The organism is Gallibacterium salpingitidis (assembly GCF_030517105.1).
Lineage (GTDB): Bacteria > Pseudomonadota > Gammaproteobacteria > Enterobacterales > Pasteurellaceae > Gallibacterium > Gallibacterium salpingitidis.
Window position 1 is genome coordinate 2633170 of sequence record NZ_CP103875.1, and the last position, 24296, is coordinate 2657465.

A 24296-nucleotide genomic window follows, 5' to 3' on the forward strand; every position below is an offset into this window, starting at 1 on the left:
ATTCACTCCTATTAATACACATCACGCTGATAACGTTTTTCTTCTCTTAAGTCAGCGAGATAATCTTCCGCTTGTTCTACAGTTAAATTGCCTTGTTGGCTGATCACATCAAGTAATGCTTGCTCTACATCTTTTGCCATTTTATTGGCGTCCCCACAAACGTAGAGATAGGCGCCTTGTTGTAACCATTGCCATAAGGTTTCAGCCTGTTCGCGGATTTTGTCTTGTACATAAATTTTTTGTTGTTGATCGCGTGACCACGCAAAGTGGTAACGATTTAACAAGCCTTGTTTTGCGTAATCTTGCCACTCTTGTTGGTAAAGGAAGTCTTCGGTAAAGGTTTGATTACCAAAAATCAACCAATTTTCACCGCTAGCTTCATCTGCTGCACGTTGTTGCATAAAGGCGCGGAATGGCGCAATACCGGTTCCTGCTCCAACCATAATAATGTTGCGAGTTGGGTCTTGCGGTAAGCGGAAATTTGGATTGCTTTCGACAAAAACTTTCACCTCTTCATCTTCACCAAGGCGTTCACCAAGGAAGCCGGATGCACCGCCAGTGTAAGTTTTGCCATTAAATTGATAACGCACTACGCCAACGGTTAAATGTACCTCTTCACCAACTTCACTTTGTGCAGAAGCGATAGAATAAAGGCGCGGTGTTAATGGGCGTAATAAACTAATCAGTTGTTCGGCGGTTAATTTAGTTGGATAAGTTTGTAATACACCAACTAAAGGTGTCGCAGCAACGTAATCTTGTAATTGTTGTGGATCAGCAATCAGCGCTTGTAGTTCTGCTTGTGGATTTAATTCAGCGTAACCTTTTACAAAACGAGCGGTATTTTGTGTCAATTCAAAATGTTCGGTTAAGGCTTGGCGTAATGTGAGGCTATTATTTTGATAAGTGATTTGCTGATCACCATCTAATGCCACAGCAGTCAAAATTTCCTCAACTAATGCAGGATCATTGTTAAACCAAACGCCTAACGCATCACCAGCCTGATAGGTTAAGCCAGAATCACCGAGATCGATCTCAATATGCTCCACATCTTTTGTTGAATGACGACCAGTAATTTTTTGCCGTACACTTAACGTTGCGCTGAATGGATTTTCGCGGTTGTATTGATTAACGTTATTTTTTTCTGCGTTTTGTGGTGCTTGTTGAATTGTAGTAGTGGCGGTTACTTGTTGTGCCAACACTTGATTAATTTGTTCAATCCATTGGTTTGCCGTCGTTTGATAATCAAGATCACAATCAGCGCGTTCAAGTAAACGAGTCGCGCCCAACTCAGCGAAGCGTTGATCAAAATCTTTACCTGCTTGGCAGAAATTTGGATAGGAACTGTCGCCTAAACCTAGAACAGCAAATTCAATACCGGCTAAAGAAGGCGCTTTTTTACCAAATAAGAAGCGGTGTAAATTAACAGCTTCTTCTGGTGGTTCACCATCACCTTGTGTCGAAGTGACTAATAAGAGGATTTGCTCTTGATTTATTTTCTTCGCTTTATAATCGGCAGCGCTCACCAAGGTAACAGAATGCTGTTCACTCAATTTGTTTTTTAACTGTTCTGCCACTTTACGTGCATTACCGGTTTGTGAAGCAGAAATAATAGTGATGGTACGTGCTGCAGCAGCGGTAGCTGGCGCAGTTTCTGTTGTTACAGCACCTGATGGTAATACTACTGCACCATTTTGTGCGGCTTGTCCCCAACAATAACCAGAAAGCCAGGCTAATTGTAAGGAATCAAGTTGTTTTAATTGCTCTGCAATTTCAGTGGAAATTGGTAATTTTACAACATCATTCATGCCAATATCCTCCTAGGCAGCAGTTAAAATCATACCGGCAGCAACAGTGTGATAAGTTGCTTCATCAATCAAAATAAAGGAACCAGTACCAATATTTTGTTGGTAAGTCGTTGCACAAATCGGTTTTTGTAAGCTGATTTGCACTTGCCCTAAATCGTTTAATTGGAAGGTTTCTGCTGATTGCTGTTTGCTTAATGTTTTAACATCAAGTAAATGATCAATATGTTTAATCCGCGCAAAGACATTTTGTGTCGTGTGTTTTAACCAATATTTGCGTGCAGTATTTAATGGACGTTGATCAAACCAGCAAAGCGTTGCAGTGAGTTGTTGTTGTGATTGAATTGGATTTTCCACACTGACAAAAGTATCACCGCGAGAAATATCAATATCATCTGTTAAACAAAGCGTAACTTGTTCACCGGCTTCGGCTTGCTGTACTTTGCCGGAAACTGCAAAAATTTCTTTAATTGTTGAAGTGTAACCGGCAGGCTCAATACGGATTTGATCGCCAACTGCAATACTACCAGCCTCGATTCTGCCTTGATAACCACGAAAATCATCTTGTTTGTCGCTATCTAAACGTAGTACCAATTGCACAGGAAAATGAAAATCTGCCTTCGCTAAAGAGATATTTTTTTGATTTGGTAACTCTTCTAACAGACTCAATAGCGGTGCTCCTTGATACCAAGGCATATTTTCTCTGGCATAAACAATGTTATCGCCGTTTAATGCGGAAATTGGCACAAACTGCACTGCGGTTAAACCAAGTTGTGCAGCTAATTGACGATAAGCATCACAAATAGCAGCAAATTTGTTTTGATCAAAATCGAGCAAATCCATTTTATTAACTGCCACAATAATTTGCGGGCAAGCGAGCTGCTGTAAAATGGCGGAATGGCGTTTGGTTTGTGGTAATAATTGTAGCGGTTGTTGGCTAAAATCTAATTGGCTGGCATCAATTAACACCACAGCGGCATCTGCAGTAGAAGCGCCGGTCACCATATTTCTGGTGTATTGTTCGTGTCCCGGAGTATCGGCAATAATAAATTTACGTTTTGCAGTAGAAAAATAGCGATAAGCAACATCGATAGTGATACCTTGTTCGCGTTCAGCGGCTAATCCGTCAGTTAAAATTGAAAAGTCGATTCCAGTTGCGCTATTTTTTGCTTGATTAAGATGTTGTAGTTGATCACTTAATAGAGCTTTGCTGTCATAAAGTAAGCGACCAATTAAAGTACTTTTTCCATCATCTACACTGCCGGCAGTGATAAAGCGTAAAGGGGCATTTTGATTAATATTCATTTCACTGTTTCCTTTGTTATTATTATTTAATTAGAAATAACCTTGTTTTTTACGTTGTTCCATTGCTGCTTCGCTAACCTGATCATCAAGGCGAGTAGCACTGCGCTCAGAAATATCCACCACCGCTGTTTCTGCGATAATATCTTGTGGAGTAGCAGCTTCACTGGCGACAGGGCAAGTACAGCTAATATCGCCAACGGTACGGAAACGCACAGATAACACTTCACTTTCTTCATTTGCTGCTTTTGGCGTTAAATAGGTAACAGGAACTAATAAGCCTTTACGGCGTACCACTTCGCGTTGGTGAGCATAATAAATACTTGGTAACTCTAAATTTTCACGAGCGATATATTGCCAAATATCGAGTTCAGTCCAGTTTGAAATTGGGAATACCCGCATATTTTCGCCTTGATGCAATTTGGCATTGTAAAGAGACCACAATTCAGGGCGTTGTGCTTTTGGATCCCATTGACCGAATTCATCGCGGAAAGAGAAAATACGCTCTTTAGCGCGTGCTTTTTCTTCGTCGCGTCTAGCTCCGCCCATTAGTGCGTCAAAGCCATGTTTCTCAATGGTTTCAAGTAAGGTAACTGCTTGAGCTGCGTTACGAGAGTCAGTTTCTTTACGCAATACCACAGTACCGTTGGCAATCGACTCTTCTACGGAACCCACCACCAAGCGCGCATTTAATTTTTCTACTTGTTGATCGCGAAAATCGATAACTTCTGGATAGTTATGTCCAGTATCAATATGTACTAATGGAAAAGGTAATGGTGAGTTTCTACCTTCTAGTTGGAACGCTTTACGTGCCAAAGCAAGTAATACCACTGAGTCTTTACCACCAGAGAAAAGTAATGCTGGATTACTGCATTCGGCGACGACTTCACGAATGATGTAAATTGATTCTGCTTCTAACCAGTCTAAATGGTTGTTTTGTAATAAATGTTGTTGCTGCATATTCACTCCTATGATTTATGTAATCCGCACTCTTTACTATCTTGGCTTTCCCACCACCAACGACCAGCGCGAATATTTTCTCCTTGTTTCACTGGGCGTGTGCAAGGTTCACAGCCAATGCTTGGATAACCTTGTTGATATAACGCATTAAAAGGTAAGTTAAATTGTAAAATGTATGCCCAGACATCTTCCTCAGACCAATCGAAGATCGGGTTGTATTTAGCTATTTGACGTGTGCTATCCCACTCTTTAAACGCAAGCGATTGACGTGTCACAGACTGTGATTGACGTTGTCCTGTTAACCAGGCGTCCGCATTTTGTAACGCCAAATTAAGTGGTTCCACTTTGCGAATATGGCAGCACTGTTTGCGAGCGGCGACACTGTCATAAAAAGCGTTTTGTCCAAAGGTTTCAACGTAGTCGGTGACTTTTTGTTGGTCAGGTTGGTAACGCTCAATGCTGATGGTTGGATAGACTTGCGCGAGCGTTTGTAAGAACGCTTGTGTTTCAGGATTTAAACGTCCTGTATCTAAAGTGAAAACCGTAATATTAGCGTTTAATTTGCTGATAACATCTAAAATTACGGTGTCTTCCACTGCCAAACTATGCGCGAATTTAACCTGTTGATGTTCATCGTTAATTTGTCGTAAACGCTGTTCTAAAACCGCAATTTTGTGTTGTAACTCAGGTTGATTTTGTTGAGTGAGTTGCGGAATTTGCCAAAGCGCTGGTCGATATAAATTCATTTTTCCTATCCTTTGCCTTAATTAAGCAACTTTTTGTGTTGAGGTTGCAGTGACATATTCGGTAGCACTTTGTCCAAACCATTGTAGTTGCTGCTGTAATGCCACTACCTCACCAATCACTAATAGTGCTGGTTTTTCAGCTTGTTCGGCTAATTGTGCTAAATTTTCTAAAGTACCAATTTGTGTGTGCTGCTGGCTTAATGTACCTTGGCTAATCACTGCGATTGGGGTGTTGGCGGTGCGTCCATGCGTTAATAATTGAGTTTGGATCTCTTGTGCCTTTAGCGTACCCATATAGATGACCAGGGTGGTGTTAGGTTGCGCTAGGCTATGCCATGCCAATGGCTTGCCGTTCGCTTGGCGGTGTCCAGTAATAAAGATCACACTTTGTGCATAGTCGCGATGCGTTAATGGAATACCGGCATACGCTGTTGCGCCTACTGCTGCGGTCACGCCCGGTACAACGCTAAATGGAATATTGGCTTGTTGTAGCGCTTGTAATTCTTCGCCGCCACGTCCGAACACAAATGGGTCGCCGCCTTTTAAACGCACAACACGTTTGCCTTGTTGTGCATAGCTGACGAGCAAAGCATTAATTTGTTCTTGGGTAATGCTTAATTTACCTGCTCGTTTACCAACTAAAATCTTGTCTGCATCACGACGAACTAACGCTAAAATCTGTTCTGAAATTAACGCGTCATAAAAAACCACATCAGCTTGTTGAATCGCTTGCAAACCTTTTAGGGTTAATAAACCGGCATCACCGGGACCTGCACCAACTAAGGTTACTTCACCTAAAGAAGATGGAACTTGTTGTAATTGATCTGCCAAAAATTGTTCTGCTTGCGCGACTTGTTGGTTTTTGGTTAATTGTTCAAATTGTGGGTGGTTAAATAAAGTTTCCCAAAAATAACGACGTTGTTTTAGCTGTGCTAAAGATTGTTTTACTTTGCTGCGCCAACGTCCGGCAATTTCCGCCATCGTGGAAAGATGTTGTGGTAATAAGGCTTCTAATTTTTCGCGTAATAAACGCACTAATACAGGTGCAGTACCGGCACTGGAAATTGCAATTTGTACTGGGCTGCGATCAATAATTGATGGAAAAATAAAAGAACAATGCGATTGATCATCAACGGTATTTACCAAACGGTTTTCTGCTTGCGCCAGTTGGAAAATTTGTTGATTCAGTTGTGTATCGTTTGTTGCTGTTACTACCAAATAAACAGATTGTAATTGTGCTGGTGTAAAGTGCTGGGCAATCCAGTTTACTTTACCCGCTTGCCATAGTTTGTGTAATGGGGCAATTAGTTGTTCAGCCACAATTTGAATGTTAGCGCCAGCTTGACGTAATAGATCGATTTTGCGTAAGGCGATATGACCACCACCCACGACAAGTACATTCTTTTCTGCTAAATCGACAAAAATTGGTAAATATTGCATTGTCACTCCCTCTCTCAATGCCTTTTTATTTTTTATACGGCAAATAAAGTTTTGCGGAAAATAGTAAAAAATTATCTGTTATAACTTTTTATGATATAGCGCTCGCTAGTTATCACTTTTAGTTAGATGGTAAGTCACATAACTTATTGAAAATAAAGACGATCAAACTGCCCACCATCAGCGAAATAACGTTGGTTAATTTGCTGCCAATTACCAAATTGTTGGTTGACATCAAATGTGTGAATGGCTGGAAAATGAGCTTGATAAGCGGCAAATACTTCAGGGTTGTTTGGTCTAAATTCGCTTTCTGCGGCAATATGTTGTGCCTTTTCTTGCCATAATGAAGCGATAAAGTGTTGTACTAATTGTTGGTTTTGATGACGTTGGCTATTTTTATGTACTTCAGCCACTAATACAGGAATATTGGCGCTGATACTTGGATAAATTAGCGAAAATTGCTGTTGGTGTTCGCTAGATTGTGCCAATAGTGCCGCTTCATTTTCGGCAGTAATCAAGACATCACCAATATCACGCTGACTAAAGGTAATGCTGGCGGCTCTGGCACCAGTATCAAAAACCGGAACATTTTTGAGGAATTGACGAATAAAGTCATCAACTTGAGTCTGTTGTTGATATTGCTTTTCTGCATAACCCAACGCAGATAGATAGACATAGCGACCGCTACCAGAGGTTTTAGGATTAGCAAAAACTACTTTTACATCAGGTCGCACTAGATCATTCCAATCGTGAATATTTTTCGGATTGCCTTTGCGGACTAAAAATACCACTACTGTATGAAACGGCTCAGCCTGATTAGGATATTGTTGCTGCCAATTAGTCTTTACTAAACCTTGTTTCACTAAGGTTTCAATATCGTTTTGTTGATTGAGTGTAACAACGTCGGCGGGTAAACCGTTTTGTACCGCAATAGCTTGCTTACTAGCGCTAGCATAGGATTGGGCAATATTTAACGTGGTTTGATGTTCTTTTGCGTAATCAGCAATGAAAACAGGCAGATAACGTTTGTAGTAATCTCGAATAACATCATAACCTGCTAGCATTATGGTTTGTTCTGCGGCAGCAGAAAATGTTATTAGCACAAGTAAGAAACCGTAAATAATGGATTTAATTCGCATATTTCACTCCATTGATCGTTATTTTTATAGTGGAGTGAAGTTATACGGTAAAAGCGCATAAGCGAAAAATAGTAAAAAATTATAATTTATAGCGTTTTGAACTATCTGTGAGCAAAAATTGTGAAGATTGCGAGGTATAAAAATCCCCTCATCAATGTATTGATAGGGGATAGTGATAAGGTTAAGCGAATTGCTGCATAAATGCTGGAATAGCTAAGAGAACCAATATTAATAGTACTAATTTTTCATAGTGACGTAATTGCCATTTACCATAGAATTTATATTGCGAATAAAGGAATAGTAATACTCCAGGTAAATAGAGCAGAACGGACAATAATAGATATTCCACGCCTGCGGCATATACAATCCAAGTAGCATATAAGGTTGCGAAGCCACCGATGATTTTATAACGCCAAGCTAGTTGTTGTTGGATTGCATATTTTAATAAGAATCCACCCACCAATAGATAAGGGATTAAAATCATTGATGTTGAAATTAACAACAAGGTTTCATAACTATTTCCTGTTTTCCAAACTAAGAAAAGACAAAGTTGTACCGTTAATGTGGTAAATAAGAGCGAAAATTGCGGTACAGCGTGTTTATTCAAACGGGTGAATAGTGGTGGAAATACGCCATTTTTAGCGCCTAAATGAGGGATTTCAGTGGCATATAATGTCCAGCTTAAGTAGGATGATAAAACCGATACGATTAAACAGAGTGTGATTAACCATTTGCCCCAATTACCTACCATTGAAGTTAAAATACCGGCCATTGATGGATTTGGCATTTCGGCAATTTCTGCACGCGGTAAAATACCTTGTGACAATAAGGTAATTGCGACATAGATAAGTAAGGTAATCACTACCCCAATCACTGTTGCGCGTCCAACATCACTGCGGCTTTTGGCGTGTTTGGATAATACAGCGGCGCCTTCAATCCCCGTAAATACCCAAAGTGTGATCAGCATAGTATTTTTGACTTGCTCCATAAGTGTAGTTTGCTGCCCACTTTCGTTGCTAATGCCATTACCTTGCCAATCAGCAAAGAAACGGGCGCCGTCAAAAAAGTAAATGGCTAAATCAATAAATAATAGCAATGGGAATACTTTAACAACGGTGGCAATCAGGTTTACGCCTGCCGCTTCTTTAATCCCGCGAGCAACTAGTGCATAAACTAACCAAGCGATTAACGAAGCGCCAATAAAGGAGATCATCGTATTGCCTTTACCGAATAACACAGCGTCTGGTTGATCGGTAAAAGTGCCGACTGCTTCAAAGGCAACTACTAAATAGCCAACAATACCGATAGTGGTACAAAGCCAATAACCCCAAGCAGATAGGAACCCCATTAAATCACCGAAACCTGCTCGCGCATAACCATAAACACCGCCATCTAATTCAGGCAGTAATTTAGATAAGCAAGCAAAGGAGAGCCCTAGAAAAATAATTCCAACACCAGTGATTAACCAACCGATTAATAGCGCTTGTGAACCCGCCACTGCTGCCATATTTTGCGGCAAGCTGAAAATTCCTGAACCAATCATTGAGCTGATAACGAGTGCCGTTAGTGCAGAAACACCAATTTTTGTTGTCGTTGTCATAGCCACCTCAACGTAAATGCGTTGCTAATTGTGCGATATGTTCTGGCCCGATACCACAACAACCACCAATTACATTAGCGCCAATTGCACGCCATTTTTGCGCCCAATATAGATAATTTTCCGGTGTACTATCGCGACGAATTTCATCAATTGCTTCGTTAGCAGCTTGCATCTCTTCCGGTTGTGGTACAAATGCGTTGGCATATACGCCTAGATTGACTGCGCGCTGTTGTTGATCGATCACTTGTTTTGCTTGTGTTAATTCTGCTGCCATCACTTCAATCTGGCTACAGTTAAAAGAAATGGTGGCGGCATTTAATGCTAAAGCCTGTTTTACCGCGTCAACAACCAGTTCACCAGAACGCAATTTTGGTTCGGTTTGTTGTGCAGAGTCGTCTAAAGTGAAGGAACACCAAAATGGACGTTGATCGTTACCTAATAGGTGTTTTCAAGTTTGTACTTCGATAATACTGCTTTGTGTTTCAGCTAACCAAAGATCAACATAAGGTGATAAACCTTGAATTAAAGGTTTTGCTAAGGATTCCGCAAGATCCGCATTAAATAAATCTGGTCGGTAAGAACCGAATAGTGGCGGCAGTGAGCCTGCAACTAACACAGCTTTACCGCTTTGTTGTAGCGCTTTTCGTGCTAGTTTTCCTGCTAACGCAGCGAGTTGTTCACCACGTTGATAAAAACATTCACCAATATGGAAAGGTACTACCGCATAACTATTGGTTGTAATCACATTAGCGCCGGCGTGGATATAGTCTAAATGTACATCGCGTACAATATCCGGGGTTTCCATTAATGCTAGTGCTGACCATTCTGGTTGACGAAACGGTGCATTACGGCGATGGAGTTCACGTCCCATACCGCCATCAAGAATAATAAGGGGTTGCATATAAAATTATCCAAAGTAAATAAAAAAGGAAGCTAACTTAGCATAGCAATAGCGAATTACAAGTGAATTAATCTGCTGAGATATAACTTAACGTTATTATGTTATTTTAAGTTGTGTTTTGATTGATTTCCTTGTAGAGTAAAGACCGTTTTAGTCGGGGTGCTGCTTAGCAGCTGAGATAATACCCGTGAACCTGATACAGTTAACACTGACGTAGGAAACTAATTATGCACACCATTTTATCTTCATTTTTTATCTATTTTTTCCATTCTTTTTTGTCATTGCGTTAAATCCCAATCAACACTGATTGATGGTATTGGCGATGAACGCAGTACAAATTCAGCATTTAACCCTTGCATTTGCTGGCAAGCCACTGTTTGAGAATTTTAATTTTGCAGTGGTACAAGGGCATTGGACAGCATTATTAGGACGTTCCGGTGTTGGTAAATCGACATTGCTGCGGGTGATTGCTGGGCTAGAACAACAAACCATACAACAAGGTAAAATTGAGTTTCTGACAGCTTCTGCTGCAACGAATCAATCTGTTGCCTTTATGGCACAAAATGATGGCTTATACCCATGGTTATCGGTATTAGATAATGTACAGCTAGCGCAACATTTACGTGGTCAGAAAAATCAAGCCAGCCAACAGCGTGCAGAGGAGTTATTGGATGCTGTGCATATGTTGGAACATCGCGATAAAGCTTGTTACCAATTATCAGGCGGACAGCGGCAGCGAGTGGCTTTAGCTCGCACTTTAATGCAATCAGCCGAAGTGATTTTAATGGATGAACCTTTTTCGGCGTTAGATGTGGTAACTCGCCTGCAATTACAAACCTTGGCACAACAACTATTAGCGGATAAAACGGTATTATTAGTTACACACGATCCACAAGAAGCGCTGCGTTTGTGTGACGATATTTTTGTGTTGCAAAAACAAGCGGAACAGGTTGTGCTCACTGCACCAATTTCCCCGCAAGCTATTGAACGCTTACCAGAACATCCAAATTTTTGGCAGTTGTATCAACGATTGCTGCAACAATTACAACAGGGAGAGCTTTAAATGCGCTATCTCTCTTCACTGTTCAAAGCCTTACTGCTTTCTTGTTCATTATTACTGTTATGGCAAGCGGCGATTGTACTGTTTGATTTACCGCATTATATGCTGCCAAAACCGCTGGAAGTGATGACAAAACTACATTCTCACGCAGAATTATTGTGGAACCATAGCCAGATCACCTTATTAGAAATCTTATTGGGATTAATACTAGGTTTTATATTAGGCTTATTCTCAGCCTTGCTACTCTCATTATCACGTTGGCTTTCTTCATTACTTTTACCTTTGCTCATCATTTCACAAGCCATTCCGGTATTTGCCATTGCACCGTTATTAGTCCTTTGGTTTGGTTACGGTATGGCGTCCAAAATTGCGATGACGATTTTAATTATTTATTTCCCAGTGACTGCTGCTTGCTATGACGGTTTACGTAATACACCGAAAACTTGGTTGGAGTTGGCAAAAACAATGAATGCCACTCCATTGCAATTATTGTTTCGTGTGCGTTTACCTGCGGCGTTGCCCTCTTTAGCGTTGGGCTTGCGTATAGCAGTAACCATTGCACCAATTGGTGCGGTTATTGGGGAATGGGTGGGTTCTAATCAAGGTTTAGGTTATTTGATGTTACAGGCAAATGCACACATGCAGGTTGATCTTATGTTTGCAGCATTGTTTGTCTTGATGTTGATGACGTTACTGTTTTTCTTTGTCACCGATAAATTATTACGTCGCTATTTACCTTGGGTGGATCAATTACGTTAACCTTTGTTTTATGTGAGGAAGTCTATGTCGTTAAGCCAACAATTACGCCAAAATGCAATGCCTTATTGGCAACAATATGTTGAACATCCTTTTGTGCAGCAATTGGCTACAGGAACATTAGCAAAAGCCAGTTTTCAGCACTATTTAATTCAAGATTATCACTATCTTCTGCATTACAGTCGTGCGTTGGCATTGGCGATGTATAAATGTGATAACTTTCGTGATTTAGCTGAAATTGAAACGAGTCTGCAAGCCATTTTGGCGGAAGTGCAATTACATATTGGTTACTGCCAAGAGTGGCAAATTTCGCCTGCACAATTAGAACAAACCGCAGAATCACCCGCTTGTGTTGCCTATACACGTTATGTTTTAGATTGCGGTATGCAAGGCACATTAGCAGAACTATATGCGGCAATTCTGCCTTGTACTTTAGGTTATGCTGAAATCGGGAAATGGATTGTCGATTCTGGCGTCAGTCCAAGCAACAATCCATATCAATCGTGGATTGATATGTATGCTAGCGCAGAGTTTCAACAAGCTGCCGTCAGTATGCAAACCTTCTTTGCATCGTTGTGCCAATCTTCGTCAGCGGCACAACAAGCGAAACTCCAACATATTTTCACCACCGCAACCCGTATGGAAATTGCTTTTTGGCAAATGGGGTTAGATCGTTCGTAATTACCGTAATGAGGAAAAGAGTATGAAAAAATCATTGTTTCTATGTGGCGTTGCCGCGTTAATGGTCAGCTTGTCGACGTCAGCTGCGGAAAAATTGCAGAAACTTAATCTGCAATTAGATTGGTTTGTTAATCCGGATCACGCAGCATTAATTGTGGCGCAGCAGAAAGGTTTTTTTGCTGCTAATGATTTAGAGGTGGAGATTGTTGAACCGGCGGATCCTGCATTACCACCTAAATTAGTCGCTGCCGGCAAAAGTGATTTAGCAGTAAGCTATCAACCGCAATTATTAATGGATATTGATCAAGGTTTGCCATTAGTGCGTGTCGGCACATTAATTGCAACGCCATTAAATAGTTTGGTGGTGCTGAAAGAGAGCGGTATCAAATCATTAGCAGACTTAAAAGGGAAAAAAGTGGGCTATTCAGTCAGTGGTTTTGAAGAAGCTTTACTTGGCACAATGTTGAAATCAGCAGGACTAACCTTGAAAGATGTTGAAGCGATCAACGTTAATTGGTCATTATCGCCGTCATTAATTAGTAAGCAAGTTGATGCTGTGATTGGGGCTTTCCGTAATTTTGAATTAAATCAATTAGCCCTCGAACATCAACAAGGTGTGGCATTTTATCCTGAAGAGTATGGCGTACCTATCTATGATGAATTGATTTTAGTTGCTAATAAAAAGCAGCTGAATGATCCGCAATATCAAGCCAAATTATCTGCATTTTTGACTGCTCTTGAACAGGCGACAGTCTATTTAATGAATCATCATCAACAAGCTTGGCAGGATTTTGTCAGTTACAAAGCCAAAGAACTGGACAATGAATTAAATCGTCGTGCGTGGCAAGACACTCTGCCTCGTATCAGTTTAATGCCACGAGGTTTAGATCAACATCGTTATCAAAAAATGGCGACTTTTATGCACGAACAAGGGTTAATTAAACAAATACCGGCGTTAGATGATATGGCGCGACAAATTAATTAAGGACAGATTATGCAATTCAATATGATTGAAATGATACGGCAAACTAATCCACTGATTCACAATATTACCAATATTGTGGTAGCGAATTATGTGGCGAATGGTTTATTAGCATTAGGCGCTTCACCGATTATGGCGGATGCTGAACAAGAGGTTGCTGAGCTGGCGACTTTCACATCAGCATTGGTATTAAATATTGGTACGTTAGATGCAGTTAAAGTTAAAGCAATGCTGCTTGCGGGGAAAGCTGCGAACCAACAAGGCGTACCAGTGATCCTCGATCCTGTTGGTGTGGGAGCAACCAGTTATCGCAAACAAGCTGTTGCCGAGTTATTACAGCAAGTCAAATTTACTGCAATTCGTGGTAATGCAGGTGAAATTGCACAGTTGGCTGGCGTAGCTTGGTCAGCAAAAGGCGTTGATGCTGGGGAAGGTGGTGCGGATATTGCACAGATTGCGCAGCAAGCGGCACAACGTTATCAGTGTGTGGTGGCAGTAAGTGGTGAAATTGACTATATCAGTGATGGTAAACAATTGGCGAAAATTGCGAATGGAACGCCAATGTTCCCGAAAATTACTGGTTCTGGCTGTTTGTTGGGGCGGTAATAGGTGCATTTTTAGCACTCGATCAACAAAATCCTTTTATCGCAGTAACACAAGCCTGTACTGCGTATGCAGTGGCAGGTGAAATTGCAGCACAACATCTGCAAGCAACTCAGTATGGACAATTCTATACAGGGTTATTGGATAGTTTGGCAGCATTAACCGATCAACAGGTACAGCAACTAGCGAAAGTAACGTTATTGGGAGGGAGTGATGAGTAAGATTGCACAAGCCTTAACCATTGCTGGTTCAGATAGTGGCGGTGGTGCAGGTATTCAGGCTGATTTAAAAACGTTTCAAATGCGAGAAGTGTTTGGCATGAGTGTGATTACCGCGGTAACCGCACAAAATACTCTAGGAGTCAGCGATATTCATTTAATTCCGATTGATACGATTAACTCCCAACTAGCAGCGATCTATCAAGATTTCTCACCAAATGCGGTAAAAATTGGTATGTTGGGTACAGCAGAAATTATTGCTTGTGTGGCAGAAAATTTACAACGTTATGCAGTAAAAAATTTAGTTGTTGATCCGGTGATGATTGCCAAAGGCGGAGCAAGTTTATTGGCACAAAATGCAATACAGGCAATGCGTGATTTATTGTTACCGTTAGCTGATGTGATTACGCCAAATTTACCAGAAGCTGAAGCCTTAACAGGTGTGAAGATTGTCGATGAAAACAGTGTATTGCAAGCAGCAAAAATCCTACAAGATTTAGGTGCCAAAACGATTGTGATTAAAGGCGGACATCGTGATAACTCGCGCAGTGATATTTGTCGTGATTGGATTTTTAGCATAGAGGGTGATTTTGTATTGGAGAGTCCACGTTTTGAAACGGTGCAGACACATGGTACTGGTTGTACTTTCTCTGCTTGTTTGGCGGCTGAATTAGCTAAGGGCAAAACCATATCAGAGGCTTGTCAAATTGCTAAAGATTTTGTGACTGCGGCCATTTCTCATCCGCTAAATATTGGTCATGGCCATGGGCCAACTAATCATTGGGCTTATACAAAATTTGGGGTGCAAAATGGATAAGCAGATTTTACGTTGTTATTTGGTAGCAGGAACACAGGATTGTCGCCATTTACCGGAATATGAACAAAGTCCGCAATATGCACTATTAACTCGTTTGGAACAGGCATTACAAGCAGGAATTACTTGTTATCAATTTCGTGAGAAAGGCGCATTTGCGTTGCAAGATCCTTTGAAAATTGAGCAAACTGCGCGAGCTTGTCAGGAATTATGCAAACAGTATCAAGTCCCGTTTATTATCAATAATGAAGTGTGGCTAGCGCAAAAATTACGAGCTGATGGGATTCATGTTGGGCAGAAAGATACGCCGGTAGTATTGCTTAAGCAGCAACTCACCCAGCCAATGTTGATTGGTTTGTCAGCCAATACTTTGGCACAAGCTCAGCAACATAATGAAACAAGCTATGTTGATTATTATGGGTGTGGGCCTATTTTCCCTACCTCTTCTAAAGCAGATGCAGCTGCTGCGGTTGGTATTGAATTTATCAGCAATTTGCGTCAGCAAGGAATTACAAAACCGATTGTGGCGATTGGCGGTATTAAAACAGAAGATGTAAAACCGTTACGTGAAGCGGGTGCAGATGGTGTTGCGGTGATTTCTACCATTATGCAGGCGGGAGATATCACTAAGACTATTCAACAGATTTTGCGGAGCTAGTGGTGCGATTATCAACATTTGGGCAGAAATATGGGCCGGGTATTATTATGGCGTGTTCCTGTGTCGGTGGTTCGCATATTATCGCTTCAACGCAGGCGGGTGCCTATTATGGTTACCAATTGGCAGGTCTAATAGTCTTGGTCAATATTCTGAAATATCCTTTCTTTCGGTTTGCTTTTGATTATAGTGCGGAACAGAATAAAAGCGTGTTACAAGGGTATGCGAGTAAAGGCAAACCTTATCTCTGGTTATTCTTGTTATTTAATCTCTTCGCAACAGTGGTAAATATTGCTGGCGGTACCTTACTGTCAGCGGTCTTATTAGCGTTGCTATTACCGCTGGATATCGATCTAAATTGGTTAAATATTCTGGTTTTAATCAGCTTCTTGCTTATTTTGTTTTATCGGCAATATCAGCGTCTGGATCAAGTATCAAAAGCGATAATGCTGTTATTAACGATTATTACCGTTATCGCTTTGGTGTTAGCAGAAGAGAAAGCTCAACCATTATCGCCTGATTTTATTGCAGCAGATGCGTGGAGTATCAGTGCGATTCCTTTTTTAATTGCGTTAATGGGCTGGATGCCAGCACCAATGGAGTTAAGCGTAGCCAGCTCGTTGTGGGTAGTGCAAAAAAATCGTATCGATGCCAATTATCGTCAGTCATGTCATCTCGATTTCAATGTGGGATATTTAGTAACTATTATCTTGGCATTGATGTTTATGGCGTTAGGTGCTCTAGTCCAATATGGACAGGTACAAGAGCCATTAAGTGGTGGTAAATTTATCCATCAATTCATTGAAATGTACGCGATCAGTATTGGAGAGTGGACACGATGGTTTATGGCTTTGGTTGCCTTTATCTGCATCTATGGTACGACTATTGTTGCAGTTGATGGTTATTCTCGTTGTAATCAGCAGACTGTGCAATTATTGCGTTTTGGTGAACAAGCAGATGTCAATAATGAACAGGGTCTACGCTATTTTATGATTGCGGCAGCGTTAGCGAGCTTTATTCTAATTCAATTTTTTAGTAGTGCAATTGGGAAGATGATCCCTTTTGCGATGATCGCTTCTTTTATTTCAGCACCGATTTTTGCGTGGTTAAATTTGAGTTTGGCAAAACAATTGCATTATCGCAATAAGTGGTTGTTAATTTTAGCGTGGTTAGGGTTGGTGTATTTATTGTTGATGGTGGTGGTTTATATGGTGTATTAGATAAAAAACGCTGCAACAATTTGCAGCGTTTTATGATAGTAACAAATTATTTTTCGTTAATTTGTACTTTAGCTTTTTCACGCAAAGATTCTACATATTGCGCGATTTTTTGTTGGCTAAGGTTATTTAACAAGGTATTTCTAAGTTGTTCAAAAGATGGAATACTGACAGGACGCTCATCTTCCACTTGAATAATATGATAACCGGCAGTAGTTTTTACTGGGCCAGTCAGAACATTTTTCTTCGCAGCTTTTACCGCATTACCGAAATCTGGGATAAAGTCATTACCGTTACGCCAATTTAATTCGCCGCCATCAGTTGCTGCATTCGTATCAATAGAGTATTTTTTCGCAGCATCAGTAAAACTGATTTTATTTGCTTTTAAGTCGGCAAGGATCTCTTTTGCTTTCGCTTCATCTTTTACCACAATATGGCGAACTTTATATTCGCGGCTATCTGCTAAACCTTTAACGATATTATCGTAGGCTTTTGTTAGCTCTTCTTCGGTAACTTGATTTTTGTTAATCCATTGCTGTAATAAGTTATTGATTAAAACATCTTCACTAGCAGCTTGCATACTTGCTTTGATATCAGCTTTTTTATCTAAGCCTTGTTTTGCTGCTTCTTGTAATAAGACATCACGATTAACTAATTGATTAATAATAGCGGTTCTTTGCTCTGTAGTTGGTTTACTGATATTTAACGCGCTGAAAATATTATTTACAGCGGTATCAGTAATTGCTTTGCCATTTACAGTAGCAACATCTTTTGCCATTGCTGGCAAAGCGAGACCAAGCGCAAGCGCTAAAACTAAAGGTTTCATATTTTGTCATCCTTTTCTATAAGTTATCTTTAATAATGTGTATAAAATACTGCTATATGATACCAATAATTTAAAGAAAAAATCACATTTAATTAGCAATAAATGTATTAAAACTCTGCTACACAAGAAAATGTCATCAATTCTTTCGTAATTGGGTGCGTAATAGTCAAACTGGCAGCGTGTAAGCAAAGACGAGGTGCCATTGCGCGCACTGCCGGTGGTGAATAAAATTTATCGCCTAAAATTGGGTGCCCAAGTGCCAGCATATGAACACGCAATTGATGCGAACGTCCGGTAATCGGCGTGAGTTTTACGCGCGTGGTGTTATTTGGATAGCGTTCGATCACTTCATAAAAAGTTGTCGCTTTTTTGCCAACCAGAAAATCAATTCGTTGGCGTGGACGATTTTCCCAATCACAAATCAATGGCAAATCAATTTTGCCCTGATCTTGTGCGAGATGTCCCCAAACTAAGGCTTGATAAAACTTTTTCGGTTCACGTTCACGAAATTGCCGTTTTAACTCTTTTTCCGCTGCTTTTGATAACGCAAATAACAACACACCGCTGGTCGCCATATCTAAACGATGTGCTGGTTCAGTAAAACCAAACTTAGCGGCGACGCGTGTCATAGCGCTATCTTGATATTGCGGTTGATTGCCAGGAACTGACAACAAACCGCTTTGTTTATTGATTACCGCAATATGATTGTCTTGATAAAGAATATGTAATCCTGCTGGTGGCTGATAATCGATTAATGCCATAAGTTACTCTTTATTACTAATAATGACACGTAAGCTGTCTAAACGCCAACTCGCGGCTTTTAATTGTTGTAATGATTGCTGAATAAGTTGTTCTAACTGCGCAATCTCGTCTGGACGAATATTTTTATTTACCGCCTGTAATGCAGTTAAGCGATGTAATTCAGCATACAAGGTTTTATCTGCATTTTCCGTAGCTTGTTGAATAATTTGCTGAGCTTTTGGTTCGATAACAGTTTGAGATAGCTTAATCAAACGTTCAACATCAGCTTTAGTCATTTTCACCATTTTATTAGCAACGTTTTTATTGATCGGTTTCAATTGTTTTTCTAAACCTTTAAAAGACACCTGCGGTGCGAGATCGTTGCCTTTAATATCCAATAATAAACGTATCGGTGTTGGCGGTAAGAAACGTGTTAATTCAAGTCCTTTTGGTGCTTGAGCTTCTACAACATAGATTAACTCTAGTAATAACGTACCAGCTGGTAAACCTTTATGCGGTAATAAACTGACCGCGGTTTTACCAATATCGCCAGAGGTAATTAAATCAATACCGTTGCGTACCATTGGATGATCCCAAGTGAGAAACTCAAGGTCTTCGCGTGCTAACGCCAATTGGCGATTAAAGGTAACGGTAGAGCCATCTTCTTTTAAACCTGGGAAATCTGGCACCAACATATGACCAGTTGGTTGAATCACAATAGAATCTTCGCCTAAATCCTCTTGTTCCAAGCCAATCACATCAAATAAATTTAAACAGAAATTGATTAAATCAACTTGTCCATCTTGTTGTTCAATCTCTGCCGCTAATTGTTGCGCTTGTTCACCACCGTTAGAATTTAATTCCAATAAGCGATCGCGTCCTTGTTCCAACTCTTGTTGTAGTTGCGCTTTTTCTTTGGCGACTTTTTCAATAAATTGGCTAAATAGTTCGGTGTCTAATTCAGCGGTATTTAAGAATGTTTGCAATTGTTCGCCATATTTTGCGAATAAGGTTGCTCCCATTGGGCAAGTTTGTTCAAATGCGCCAAGCGCTTGTTGATACCAATCAACCAATACCATTTGTGAGGTTTGATTGAAATAAGGCACATAAATTTGAATATCTTTGTTTTGTCCAATACGATCGAGGCGTCCGATAGATTGCTCTAAAACATCTGGATTCAATGGCAAATTAAACAGCACTAAACGACTAGCAAATTGGAAATTGCGTCCTTCTGAACCAATGCTGGAACTTAATAAAACTTTAGCACCATCTTCTTGTTGCGCAAAATAAGCGGCAGCACGATCGCGTTCCACAATCGACATTTTTTCATGGAATACCGCAGAACGGATAGCTTCTTTTTCTCGTAATACTTTTTCGAGTTGTAAAACGGTATCTGTTTGTTGGCAGATAACTAACACTTTTTCTTGTGGGTGATTTTTTAAAAAGGTTAATAACCATTCAACTCGTGGATCAAAGTCCCACCAAGCAGCATCCGGGTTGAGTTTATGGAAAACCATTTCAGGATATAGCGAGTTTTGTTGGTTGTTTTTCGCTAATAGATTGACCACTTTGATCGCATTAGCATATTGTTTCGGCAGCTCTAATTTCACCTGATGTAAAATCCGTTTTGGGAAACCTTTCACACCTTGACGTGTGTTACGGAATAATAAACGGCTGGTACCATGGCGATCGACAAGGTTTGCCATTAATTCATTTTTTGCTTCGCGAATTTGTTCTGCACTGCTAGTTTTACCATTAATCACACGCAGTAATGGTTCAATATCTTGCTCGGTTAATAATTCGGTTAAGATATTTTGTTCATCATTATTCAATTTGTGATCAGATAATAATGTATTAACTGCATCAGCAACCGGACGATAACTTTTCTGTTCCTCAACAAATGCGTTGTAATCGTAAAAACGATTTGGATCCAATAAACGTAAACGCGCAAAATGGCTCTCTTGTCCAAGTTGTTCTGGCGTTGCGGTAAGCAACAATACCGCAGGTGTTTTCTCTGCTAATTGTTCAACAAAGCAGTAAGCTTGGCTTGGTGCATCAATATGCCATTGCAGATGATGAGCTTCATCGACAATTAACATATCCCATGGCGCTTCCACAGCCTCTTGCATACGGTTTGGTTGAGTAATCAACCAATCTAGCGAACAGATGACTAAAGATTCACTTTCAAATGGATTAACTTTAATACTGCGTCCGTCTTCATCTTTACGATCAAAATCTTGGCAACGTTCTTCATCAAATAAAGAGAAATTAAGATTAAAGCGGCGTAGCATTTCTACTAACCATTGATGCTGCAATGTTTCCGGCACGAGGATTAAGACGCGTTGTACTCGACCGGAGAACAGTTGTTGTTGCAAAATCATTCCCGCTTCTAAGGTTTTTCCTAAACCCACTTCATCAGCTAACAATACGCGTGGCGATAAACGGCGACCAACCTCTTGCGCGATATGTAATTGATGTGGAATCAAACTGGCGCGAGTACCACGTAAACCACGTAATGGCGATTGGAATTGTTGTTGCTGATGTTGTAAAGCTTGGTAACGCAAAGAGAAACGATCGTTGCGATCAATTTGCGCAGAGAACAGGCGATCTTGCGGTTTACTAAAAGTGATTTGATGAGCAAGCTCGATTTCTTTAATTACCACTTCTTCAAAGTTGGTTAAATTTTTAGCCAAATACAATGCGACACCATGGTTTTCCATTACATCTAATACTTCTGCTTGCCAGCCTTCGTGATGACTAATAATGTCACCGACTTGAAATAATACGCGGGTCATTGGCGCCGCCGCGAGGGAATAAACGCGGGTTTCATCTGCAGCAGGAAATAAAAAAGTAACAGTGCGGTTATCTATCGCGGTAACTAATCCTAAGCCTAAGTTATTTTCGCTTTCACTAATCCAACGTTGTCCGATTGTAAATGACATAGTTTTAATTCTTCTCTTTATTTGCTGATCAATTATAAAAAATAAGCGCGGATTTTACTCTGAAAGCGCTTGAATGCCAAAGGGTTTGCAAGATTTTCTGTGAAGTAAAAGTAAAATGTCATTTTAGTTTGTAGCTTAAAATGTAGCATCTATATTGATGAAATCTGTTAGCACGTGTATTTCTATGTAAAAAGAGTACTTTTTTCATATTCTTATTATCTTTCTGTATGTAAAAGCTACATTATTTCTAAAAAATTATTTTTATTAAATAAAAATAGTGCGTATCTACTACAAAATGGATAGAATGGAGCTTTTAAAAATCCTATCAGGGGGAACAATGTTTACACTTAAAGATCTCCAACAAGAATTTTTTGGCGGTTGGACAAAATTTGAAGCTTTTTGGCTACTACTATTCTTAGCACTACAAATTGGTACTTATATTCATCAACCTGACTCATTACTCGCAATGATTTCAGGTGTTGCCGGTATTTTATGTGTCGTTTTTGTTGGTAAAGGAAAAATTAGTAACTATTTCTTTGGTTTGATTTTCGCTTATACCTACTTTTATGTGGCATGGGATAATAAATTCTATGGCGAAATGACCACCACATTATATGTGTATATTCCTGCGCAATTTATTGGTTATTTCCTTTGGAAAGCAAATATGCAAAAAGATGGTCAAGGTGAAAGCGTTGTGGCTAAAGCGCTTGATCTAAAAGGCTGGTTAGTCACTATTGCAAGTATTGCGATCTGTTCGGCATTATTTATTGCTTTCTTAAAAACCACTGATGGTAATTCAGTGACCTTAGATGGCGTTACTACAGTGATGGTGATTGCTGCGCAATTATTGATGTTGTTGCGCTATCGTGAACAGTGGGTACTTTGGATTGTAATTAATGTACTTTCGATTATTTTATGGGCGGAAACTGCACCAATGTATATTATGTACGGCGCCTATTTATTAAACTCATTGTACGGATATTACAACTGGACTAAATTAGCGAAACAGTAACTGTTTTTTGTCCTAGCCAATATAATTAAAGGAATTGTTGATGTTTGTGGTAATTTTCAAAGCCGAGATTGCTCAGCTTGATGCTGAATATAGTCAACTGGCGCAGTTGTTAAGACAGAAGGCGCTAACAGAGTATGGATGTATTAACTTTGAATCTTATACCGAAAATCAGCAAGAAATTGCTTTGTCATATTGGCATGATCTTGAGAGTATTCGTCGCTGGAAAGCAGATGCAACACACCAATTGGCGCAACAGAAAGGGCAAGAACGTTGGTATAAGCATTATAGTATTGAGATCTGTGAAGTTCAGCGACAATATCAAAAGTAGAAAATGTAATGAGAAAAACGCTTATCTTGCAGGATAAGCGTTTTTTATGTGACTTCTTAATGCAGGCTTTGTTGTTTTAATTTACGCACCATTTCTTCGGTGAAGATGTAGTGTGTACCACAACATTCACATTGCATATCTAAGGTTGGTTTTTCCGAAAAAATTTCGCTAATTTCCTCATCGGATAATAAAGTAATCGCTGCGCCAGAACGTTCTTGCGAACAACCGCAGAAGAATTGCACGTTATGCGGTGGATAAATCTCAACAGTTTCTTCGTGATACAAACGATACAAGAGTTCTTCAGCGGTTAAGCCAAATAACTCTTCGTCTTTAATGGTTTCAGTTAAAGTCGCTAGATGGTCGAAATCATCTGGTGAACCTTGTCCGTCAGGCATAATTTGCAATAGCATACCTGCGGCAACAGGTTGATTTTGATATTCGCCGAAACGAATAAAGAGTTTAGTTTGTAATTGTTCCGAACGGACGAAATAGTCTTCTAAACATTCTGTAATGGTTGGTTTATCTAAACCGATAACCCCTTGATAACGTTCACCTTCTTCCGGAATAATTGAAATTACCAACACTGCTTTGCCAACCATATCAGCAAGGCTCATATCATCAGTAATTTCACCTTGTAAACGCGCTAAAGCACGAATTTGTTGTTGATCATTACCATTTACTAAAGCGAGTTTTAATGGCCCATCACCTTGTATTTGCGCAGTAATATTCCCTTTAAATTTTAAGGTTGCGGTTAAAAGACTTGTTGCAACTAATAATTCACCTAATAGATCTTGTACTTTGCGTGGATAATGATGAGTGTTGAGTGTTTCAGTAAAGGCTTGGTTTAGGCGTACCCATTCGCCGCGAACAGCACGATTTTTAAATAAAAAACGATAAAGTTTATCGTTGTCTTGTGTATATGTTGTCATAAGTAATCCCTCGAAAAAACTTTTCCCAATATGAGGATAGATTTGTGATTTACAAGTCGGAGGTGTGTGGCTATTTAGGTTTCGCCCTAAAGGGCAACCTACTTTTCTTTATCTGTATATTGTTGAGTAGTCATAATTTTAGCAAATTCTTCATTTAAAGCTGCCAAATGACAGTGATGAATGCAGTCTGCCTCTAGCAATTTTCCATCCACATCAGTTAATGCATAGCTTACAGTCGCATCACTAATTACAGTAGTATCAAATCCTAAATTTCCCGCCATTCTAGCTGTTGTAGAGACACAATGCGGCAAAGTAAATCCCACCATAATCAATTGATTAATCCCCTGCTCTTTCAAATACTGTTCTAAATTTGTTCCGATAAAAGCGCTATTTACATGCTTTTGAAAAACAACTTCATCTGCTAATGGTTCAAAACCTGACATAAAGGCATAACCACTTGGTTTAGAAAAAACAGATTGCGTATCTATGCTCACATGCTGAATATGGATAACTGGTTTATTTTGTCTTCTAAACAGTTCAAGTAAAGACGCAATATTCTTCTCTGCATTAAGGTTATTTCTAGGTGGGCGATCGTTTTCTAAAAAGCCTTGTTCGAGATCGATTAATAATAATGCCTGCATATAA

The 24296-nt window shown here is 39.9% G+C and carries 21 protein-coding genes, 2 pseudogenes and 1 riboswitch; of the genes and pseudogenes, 10 read left to right on the forward strand and 13 right to left on the reverse strand.

Annotated elements, in window-relative coordinates; genetic code table 11:
- Window positions 1–11: 11 nt before the first annotated feature.
- The 8 genes and pseudogenes from cysJ to NYR30_RS12575 form a co-directional block, all read right to left on the reverse strand.
- Window positions 12–1811, reverse strand: coding sequence for an NADPH-dependent assimilatory sulfite reductase flavoprotein subunit (gene cysJ / locus NYR30_RS12540; protein ID WP_066114020.1), 1800 nt, complete (start codon window positions 1809–1811; stop codon window positions 12–14).
- A gap of 6 nt (window positions 1812–1817) precedes the next feature.
- Window positions 1818–3107: a sulfate adenylyltransferase subunit 1 gene (locus NYR30_RS12545; RefSeq protein ID WP_302501287.1), complete on the reverse strand. Its 1290-nt coding sequence runs from the start codon at window positions 3105–3107 to the stop codon at window positions 1818–1820.
- Window positions 3108–3137: 30 nt separating this feature from the next.
- Window positions 3138–4064 (reverse strand): sulfate adenylyltransferase subunit CysD, encoded by a 927-nt coding sequence (gene cysD / locus NYR30_RS12550; RefSeq protein WP_066114014.1) that lies wholly within the window; start codon window positions 4062–4064, stop codon window positions 3138–3140.
- A gap of 8 nt (window positions 4065–4072) precedes the next feature.
- A complete protein-coding gene (locus tag NYR30_RS12555) occupies window positions 4073–4810 on the reverse strand; it encodes a phosphoadenylyl-sulfate reductase (protein ID WP_066114011.1) in 738 nt (245 codons plus the stop codon).
- A gap of 21 nt (window positions 4811–4831) precedes the next feature.
- Complete coding sequence (gene cysG / locus NYR30_RS12560) at window positions 4832–6250, reverse strand: siroheme synthase CysG (protein WP_066114008.1); 1419 nt, start codon at window positions 6248–6250, stop codon at window positions 4832–4834.
- Window positions 6251–6393: 143 nt separating this feature from the next.
- Window positions 6394–7386: a sulfate ABC transporter substrate-binding protein gene (locus tag NYR30_RS12565; protein ID WP_066114005.1), complete on the reverse strand. Its 993-nt coding sequence runs from the start codon at window positions 7384–7386 to the stop codon at window positions 6394–6396.
- A gap of 181 nt (window positions 7387–7567) precedes the next feature.
- On the reverse strand, window positions 7568–8986 hold the full coding sequence (locus NYR30_RS12570) for a basic amino acid/polyamine antiporter (protein WP_302501291.1): 1419 nt from the start codon (window positions 8984–8986) through the stop codon (window positions 7568–7570).
- Between the two features lie 7 nt (window positions 8987–8993).
- Window positions 8994–9887 (reverse strand): annotated as a pseudogene (locus tag NYR30_RS12575) (homocysteine S-methyltransferase family protein).
- A gap of 145 nt (window positions 9888–10032) precedes the next feature.
- Window positions 10033–10124, forward strand: a riboswitch (TPP riboswitch).
- Between the two features lie 85 nt (window positions 10125–10209).
- Between NYR30_RS12575 and NYR30_RS12580 the strand changes: the two are divergent.
- From NYR30_RS12580 to NYR30_RS12615, 8 genes and pseudogenes are all read left to right on the forward strand, one after another.
- Window positions 10210–10950: an ABC transporter ATP-binding protein gene (locus tag NYR30_RS12580; protein WP_066113999.1), complete on the forward strand. Its 741-nt coding sequence runs from the start codon at window positions 10210–10212 to the stop codon at window positions 10948–10950.
- A complete protein-coding gene (locus NYR30_RS12585) occupies window positions 10951–11706 on the forward strand; it encodes an ABC transporter permease (RefSeq protein WP_302501294.1) in 756 nt (251 codons plus the stop codon).
- Window positions 11707–11730: 24 nt separating this feature from the next.
- On the forward strand, window positions 11731–12384 hold the full coding sequence (gene tenA / locus NYR30_RS12590; RefSeq protein ID WP_066113993.1) for a thiaminase II: 654 nt from the start codon (window positions 11731–11733) through the stop codon (window positions 12382–12384).
- A gap of 22 nt (window positions 12385–12406) precedes the next feature.
- A complete protein-coding gene (locus NYR30_RS12595) occupies window positions 12407–13369 on the forward strand; it encodes an ABC transporter substrate-binding protein (protein ID WP_066113990.1) in 963 nt (320 codons plus the stop codon).
- Window positions 13370–13378: 9 nt separating this feature from the next.
- Window positions 13379–14190: pseudogene (gene thiM, locus NYR30_RS12600) on the forward strand (hydroxyethylthiazole kinase).
- Complete coding sequence (gene thiD / locus NYR30_RS12605) at window positions 14183–15004, forward strand: bifunctional hydroxymethylpyrimidine kinase/phosphomethylpyrimidine kinase (protein ID WP_066113984.1); 822 nt, start codon at window positions 14183–14185, stop codon at window positions 15002–15004. The pseudogene thiM and the gene thiD overlap by 8 nt, the downstream one beginning before the upstream one ends.
- Window positions 14997–15659, forward strand: a complete 663-nt coding sequence (thiE, locus tag NYR30_RS12610) for a thiamine phosphate synthase (protein ID WP_066113981.1) — start codon at window positions 14997–14999, stop codon at window positions 15657–15659. The genes thiD and thiE overlap by 8 nt, the downstream gene beginning before the upstream one ends.
- Before the next feature lie 2 nt (window positions 15660–15661).
- The gene (locus tag NYR30_RS12615; protein ID WP_231924957.1) at window positions 15662–16876 is read left to right on the forward strand and encodes an NRAMP family divalent metal transporter; all 1215 of its coding nucleotides are present in this window, start codon (window positions 15662–15664) and stop codon (window positions 16874–16876) included.
- Between the two features lie 46 nt (window positions 16877–16922).
- Here the strand turns inward: NYR30_RS12615 and NYR30_RS12620 are convergent, their stop codons facing one another.
- The 3 genes from NYR30_RS12620 to rapA all read right to left on the reverse strand — a co-directional run bounded on the left by NYR30_RS12620 (window position 16923) and on the right by rapA (window position 21382).
- Window positions 16923–17699, reverse strand: coding sequence for a peptidylprolyl isomerase (locus NYR30_RS12620; RefSeq protein WP_066113978.1), 777 nt, complete (start codon window positions 17697–17699; stop codon window positions 16923–16925).
- Between the two features lie 107 nt (window positions 17700–17806).
- The gene (gene rluA, locus NYR30_RS12625; protein WP_066113976.1) at window positions 17807–18460 is read right to left on the reverse strand and encodes a bifunctional tRNA pseudouridine(32) synthase/23S rRNA pseudouridine(746) synthase RluA; all 654 of its coding nucleotides are present in this window, start codon (window positions 18458–18460) and stop codon (window positions 17807–17809) included.
- Between the two features lie 3 nt (window positions 18461–18463).
- On the reverse strand, window positions 18464–21382 hold the full coding sequence (gene rapA / locus NYR30_RS12630; protein WP_066105158.1) for an RNA polymerase-associated protein RapA: 2919 nt from the start codon (window positions 21380–21382) through the stop codon (window positions 18464–18466).
- Window positions 21383–21719: 337 nt separating this feature from the next.
- On the opposite strand from rapA, the gene pnuC reads away from it, so the two are divergent.
- Together pnuC and NYR30_RS12640 are read left to right on the forward strand one after the other, a co-directional pair.
- Entirely contained in the window at window positions 21720–22394 is a 675-nt protein-coding gene (gene pnuC / locus NYR30_RS12635) for a nicotinamide riboside transporter PnuC (RefSeq protein ID WP_066105156.1), read from the forward strand.
- 40 nt (window positions 22395–22434) lie between these two features.
- Window positions 22435–22722: an antibiotic biosynthesis monooxygenase family protein gene (locus NYR30_RS12640; RefSeq protein ID WP_066105153.1), complete on the forward strand. Its 288-nt coding sequence runs from the start codon at window positions 22435–22437 to the stop codon at window positions 22720–22722.
- 56 nt (window positions 22723–22778) lie between these two features.
- Here NYR30_RS12640 and hslO read toward each other — a convergent pair whose 3' ends face one another.
- Together hslO and NYR30_RS12650 are read right to left on the reverse strand one after the other, a co-directional pair.
- Window positions 22779–23651 (reverse strand): Hsp33 family molecular chaperone HslO, encoded by an 873-nt coding sequence (gene hslO / locus NYR30_RS12645; protein ID WP_302501297.1) that lies wholly within the window; start codon window positions 23649–23651, stop codon window positions 22779–22781.
- Window positions 23652–23749: 98 nt separating this feature from the next.
- Window positions 23750–24292, reverse strand: a complete 543-nt coding sequence (locus NYR30_RS12650) for a cysteine hydrolase family protein (RefSeq protein WP_066422053.1) — start codon at window positions 24290–24292, stop codon at window positions 23750–23752.
- Between the last annotated feature and the right edge of the window lie 4 nt (window positions 24293–24296).

Coding starts and splice junctions, on each gene's coding strand:
- NYR30_RS12545 (WP_302501287.1), bottom strand. CDS start 3,107: ATGAATATTAATCAAAATGCCCCTTTACGCTTTATCACTGCCGGCAGT.
- cysD (WP_066114014.1), bottom strand. CDS start 4,064: ATGCAGCAACAACATTTATTACAAAACAACCATTTAGACTGGTTAGAA.
- NYR30_RS12555 (WP_066114011.1), bottom strand. CDS start 4,810: ATGAATTTATATCGACCAGCGCTTTGGCAAATTCCGCAACTCACTCAA.
- cysG (WP_066114008.1), bottom strand. CDS start 6,250: ATGCAATATTTACCAATTTTTGTCGATTTAGCAGAAAAGAATGTACTT.
- NYR30_RS12565 (WP_066114005.1), bottom strand. CDS start 7,386: ATGCGAATTAAATCCATTATTTACGGTTTCTTACTTGTGCTAATAACA.
- NYR30_RS12570 (WP_302501291.1), bottom strand. CDS start 8,986: ATGACAACGACAACAAAAATTGGTGTTTCTGCACTAACGGCACTCGTT.
- NYR30_RS12580 (WP_066113999.1), top strand. CDS start 10,210: ATGAACGCAGTACAAATTCAGCATTTAACCCTTGCATTTGCTGGCAAG.
- NYR30_RS12585 (WP_302501294.1), top strand. CDS start 10,951: ATGCGCTATCTCTCTTCACTGTTCAAAGCCTTACTGCTTTCTTGTTCA.
- tenA (WP_066113993.1), top strand. CDS start 11,731: ATGTCGTTAAGCCAACAATTACGCCAAAATGCAATGCCTTATTGGCAA.
- NYR30_RS12595 (WP_066113990.1), top strand. CDS start 12,407: ATGAAAAAATCATTGTTTCTATGTGGCGTTGCCGCGTTAATGGTCAGC.
- thiD (WP_066113984.1), top strand. CDS start 14,183: ATGAGTAAGATTGCACAAGCCTTAACCATTGCTGGTTCAGATAGTGGC.
- thiE (WP_066113981.1), top strand. CDS start 14,997: ATGGATAAGCAGATTTTACGTTGTTATTTGGTAGCAGGAACACAGGAT.
- NYR30_RS12620 (WP_066113978.1), bottom strand. CDS start 17,699: ATGAAACCTTTAGTTTTAGCGCTTGCGCTTGGTCTCGCTTTGCCAGCA.
- rluA (WP_066113976.1), bottom strand. CDS start 18,460: ATGGCATTAATCGATTATCAGCCACCAGCAGGATTACATATTCTTTAT.
- rapA (WP_066105158.1), bottom strand. CDS start 21,382: ATGTCATTTACAATCGGACAACGTTGGATTAGTGAAAGCGAAAATAAC.
- pnuC (WP_066105156.1), top strand. CDS start 21,720: ATGTTTACACTTAAAGATCTCCAACAAGAATTTTTTGGCGGTTGGACA.
- NYR30_RS12640 (WP_066105153.1), top strand. CDS start 22,435: ATGTTTGTGGTAATTTTCAAAGCCGAGATTGCTCAGCTTGATGCTGAA.
- hslO (WP_302501297.1), bottom strand. CDS start 23,651: ATGACAACATATACACAAGACAACGATAAACTTTATCGTTTTTTATTT.
- NYR30_RS12650 (WP_066422053.1), bottom strand. CDS start 24,292: ATGCAGGCATTATTATTAATCGATCTCGAACAAGGCTTTTTAGAAAAC.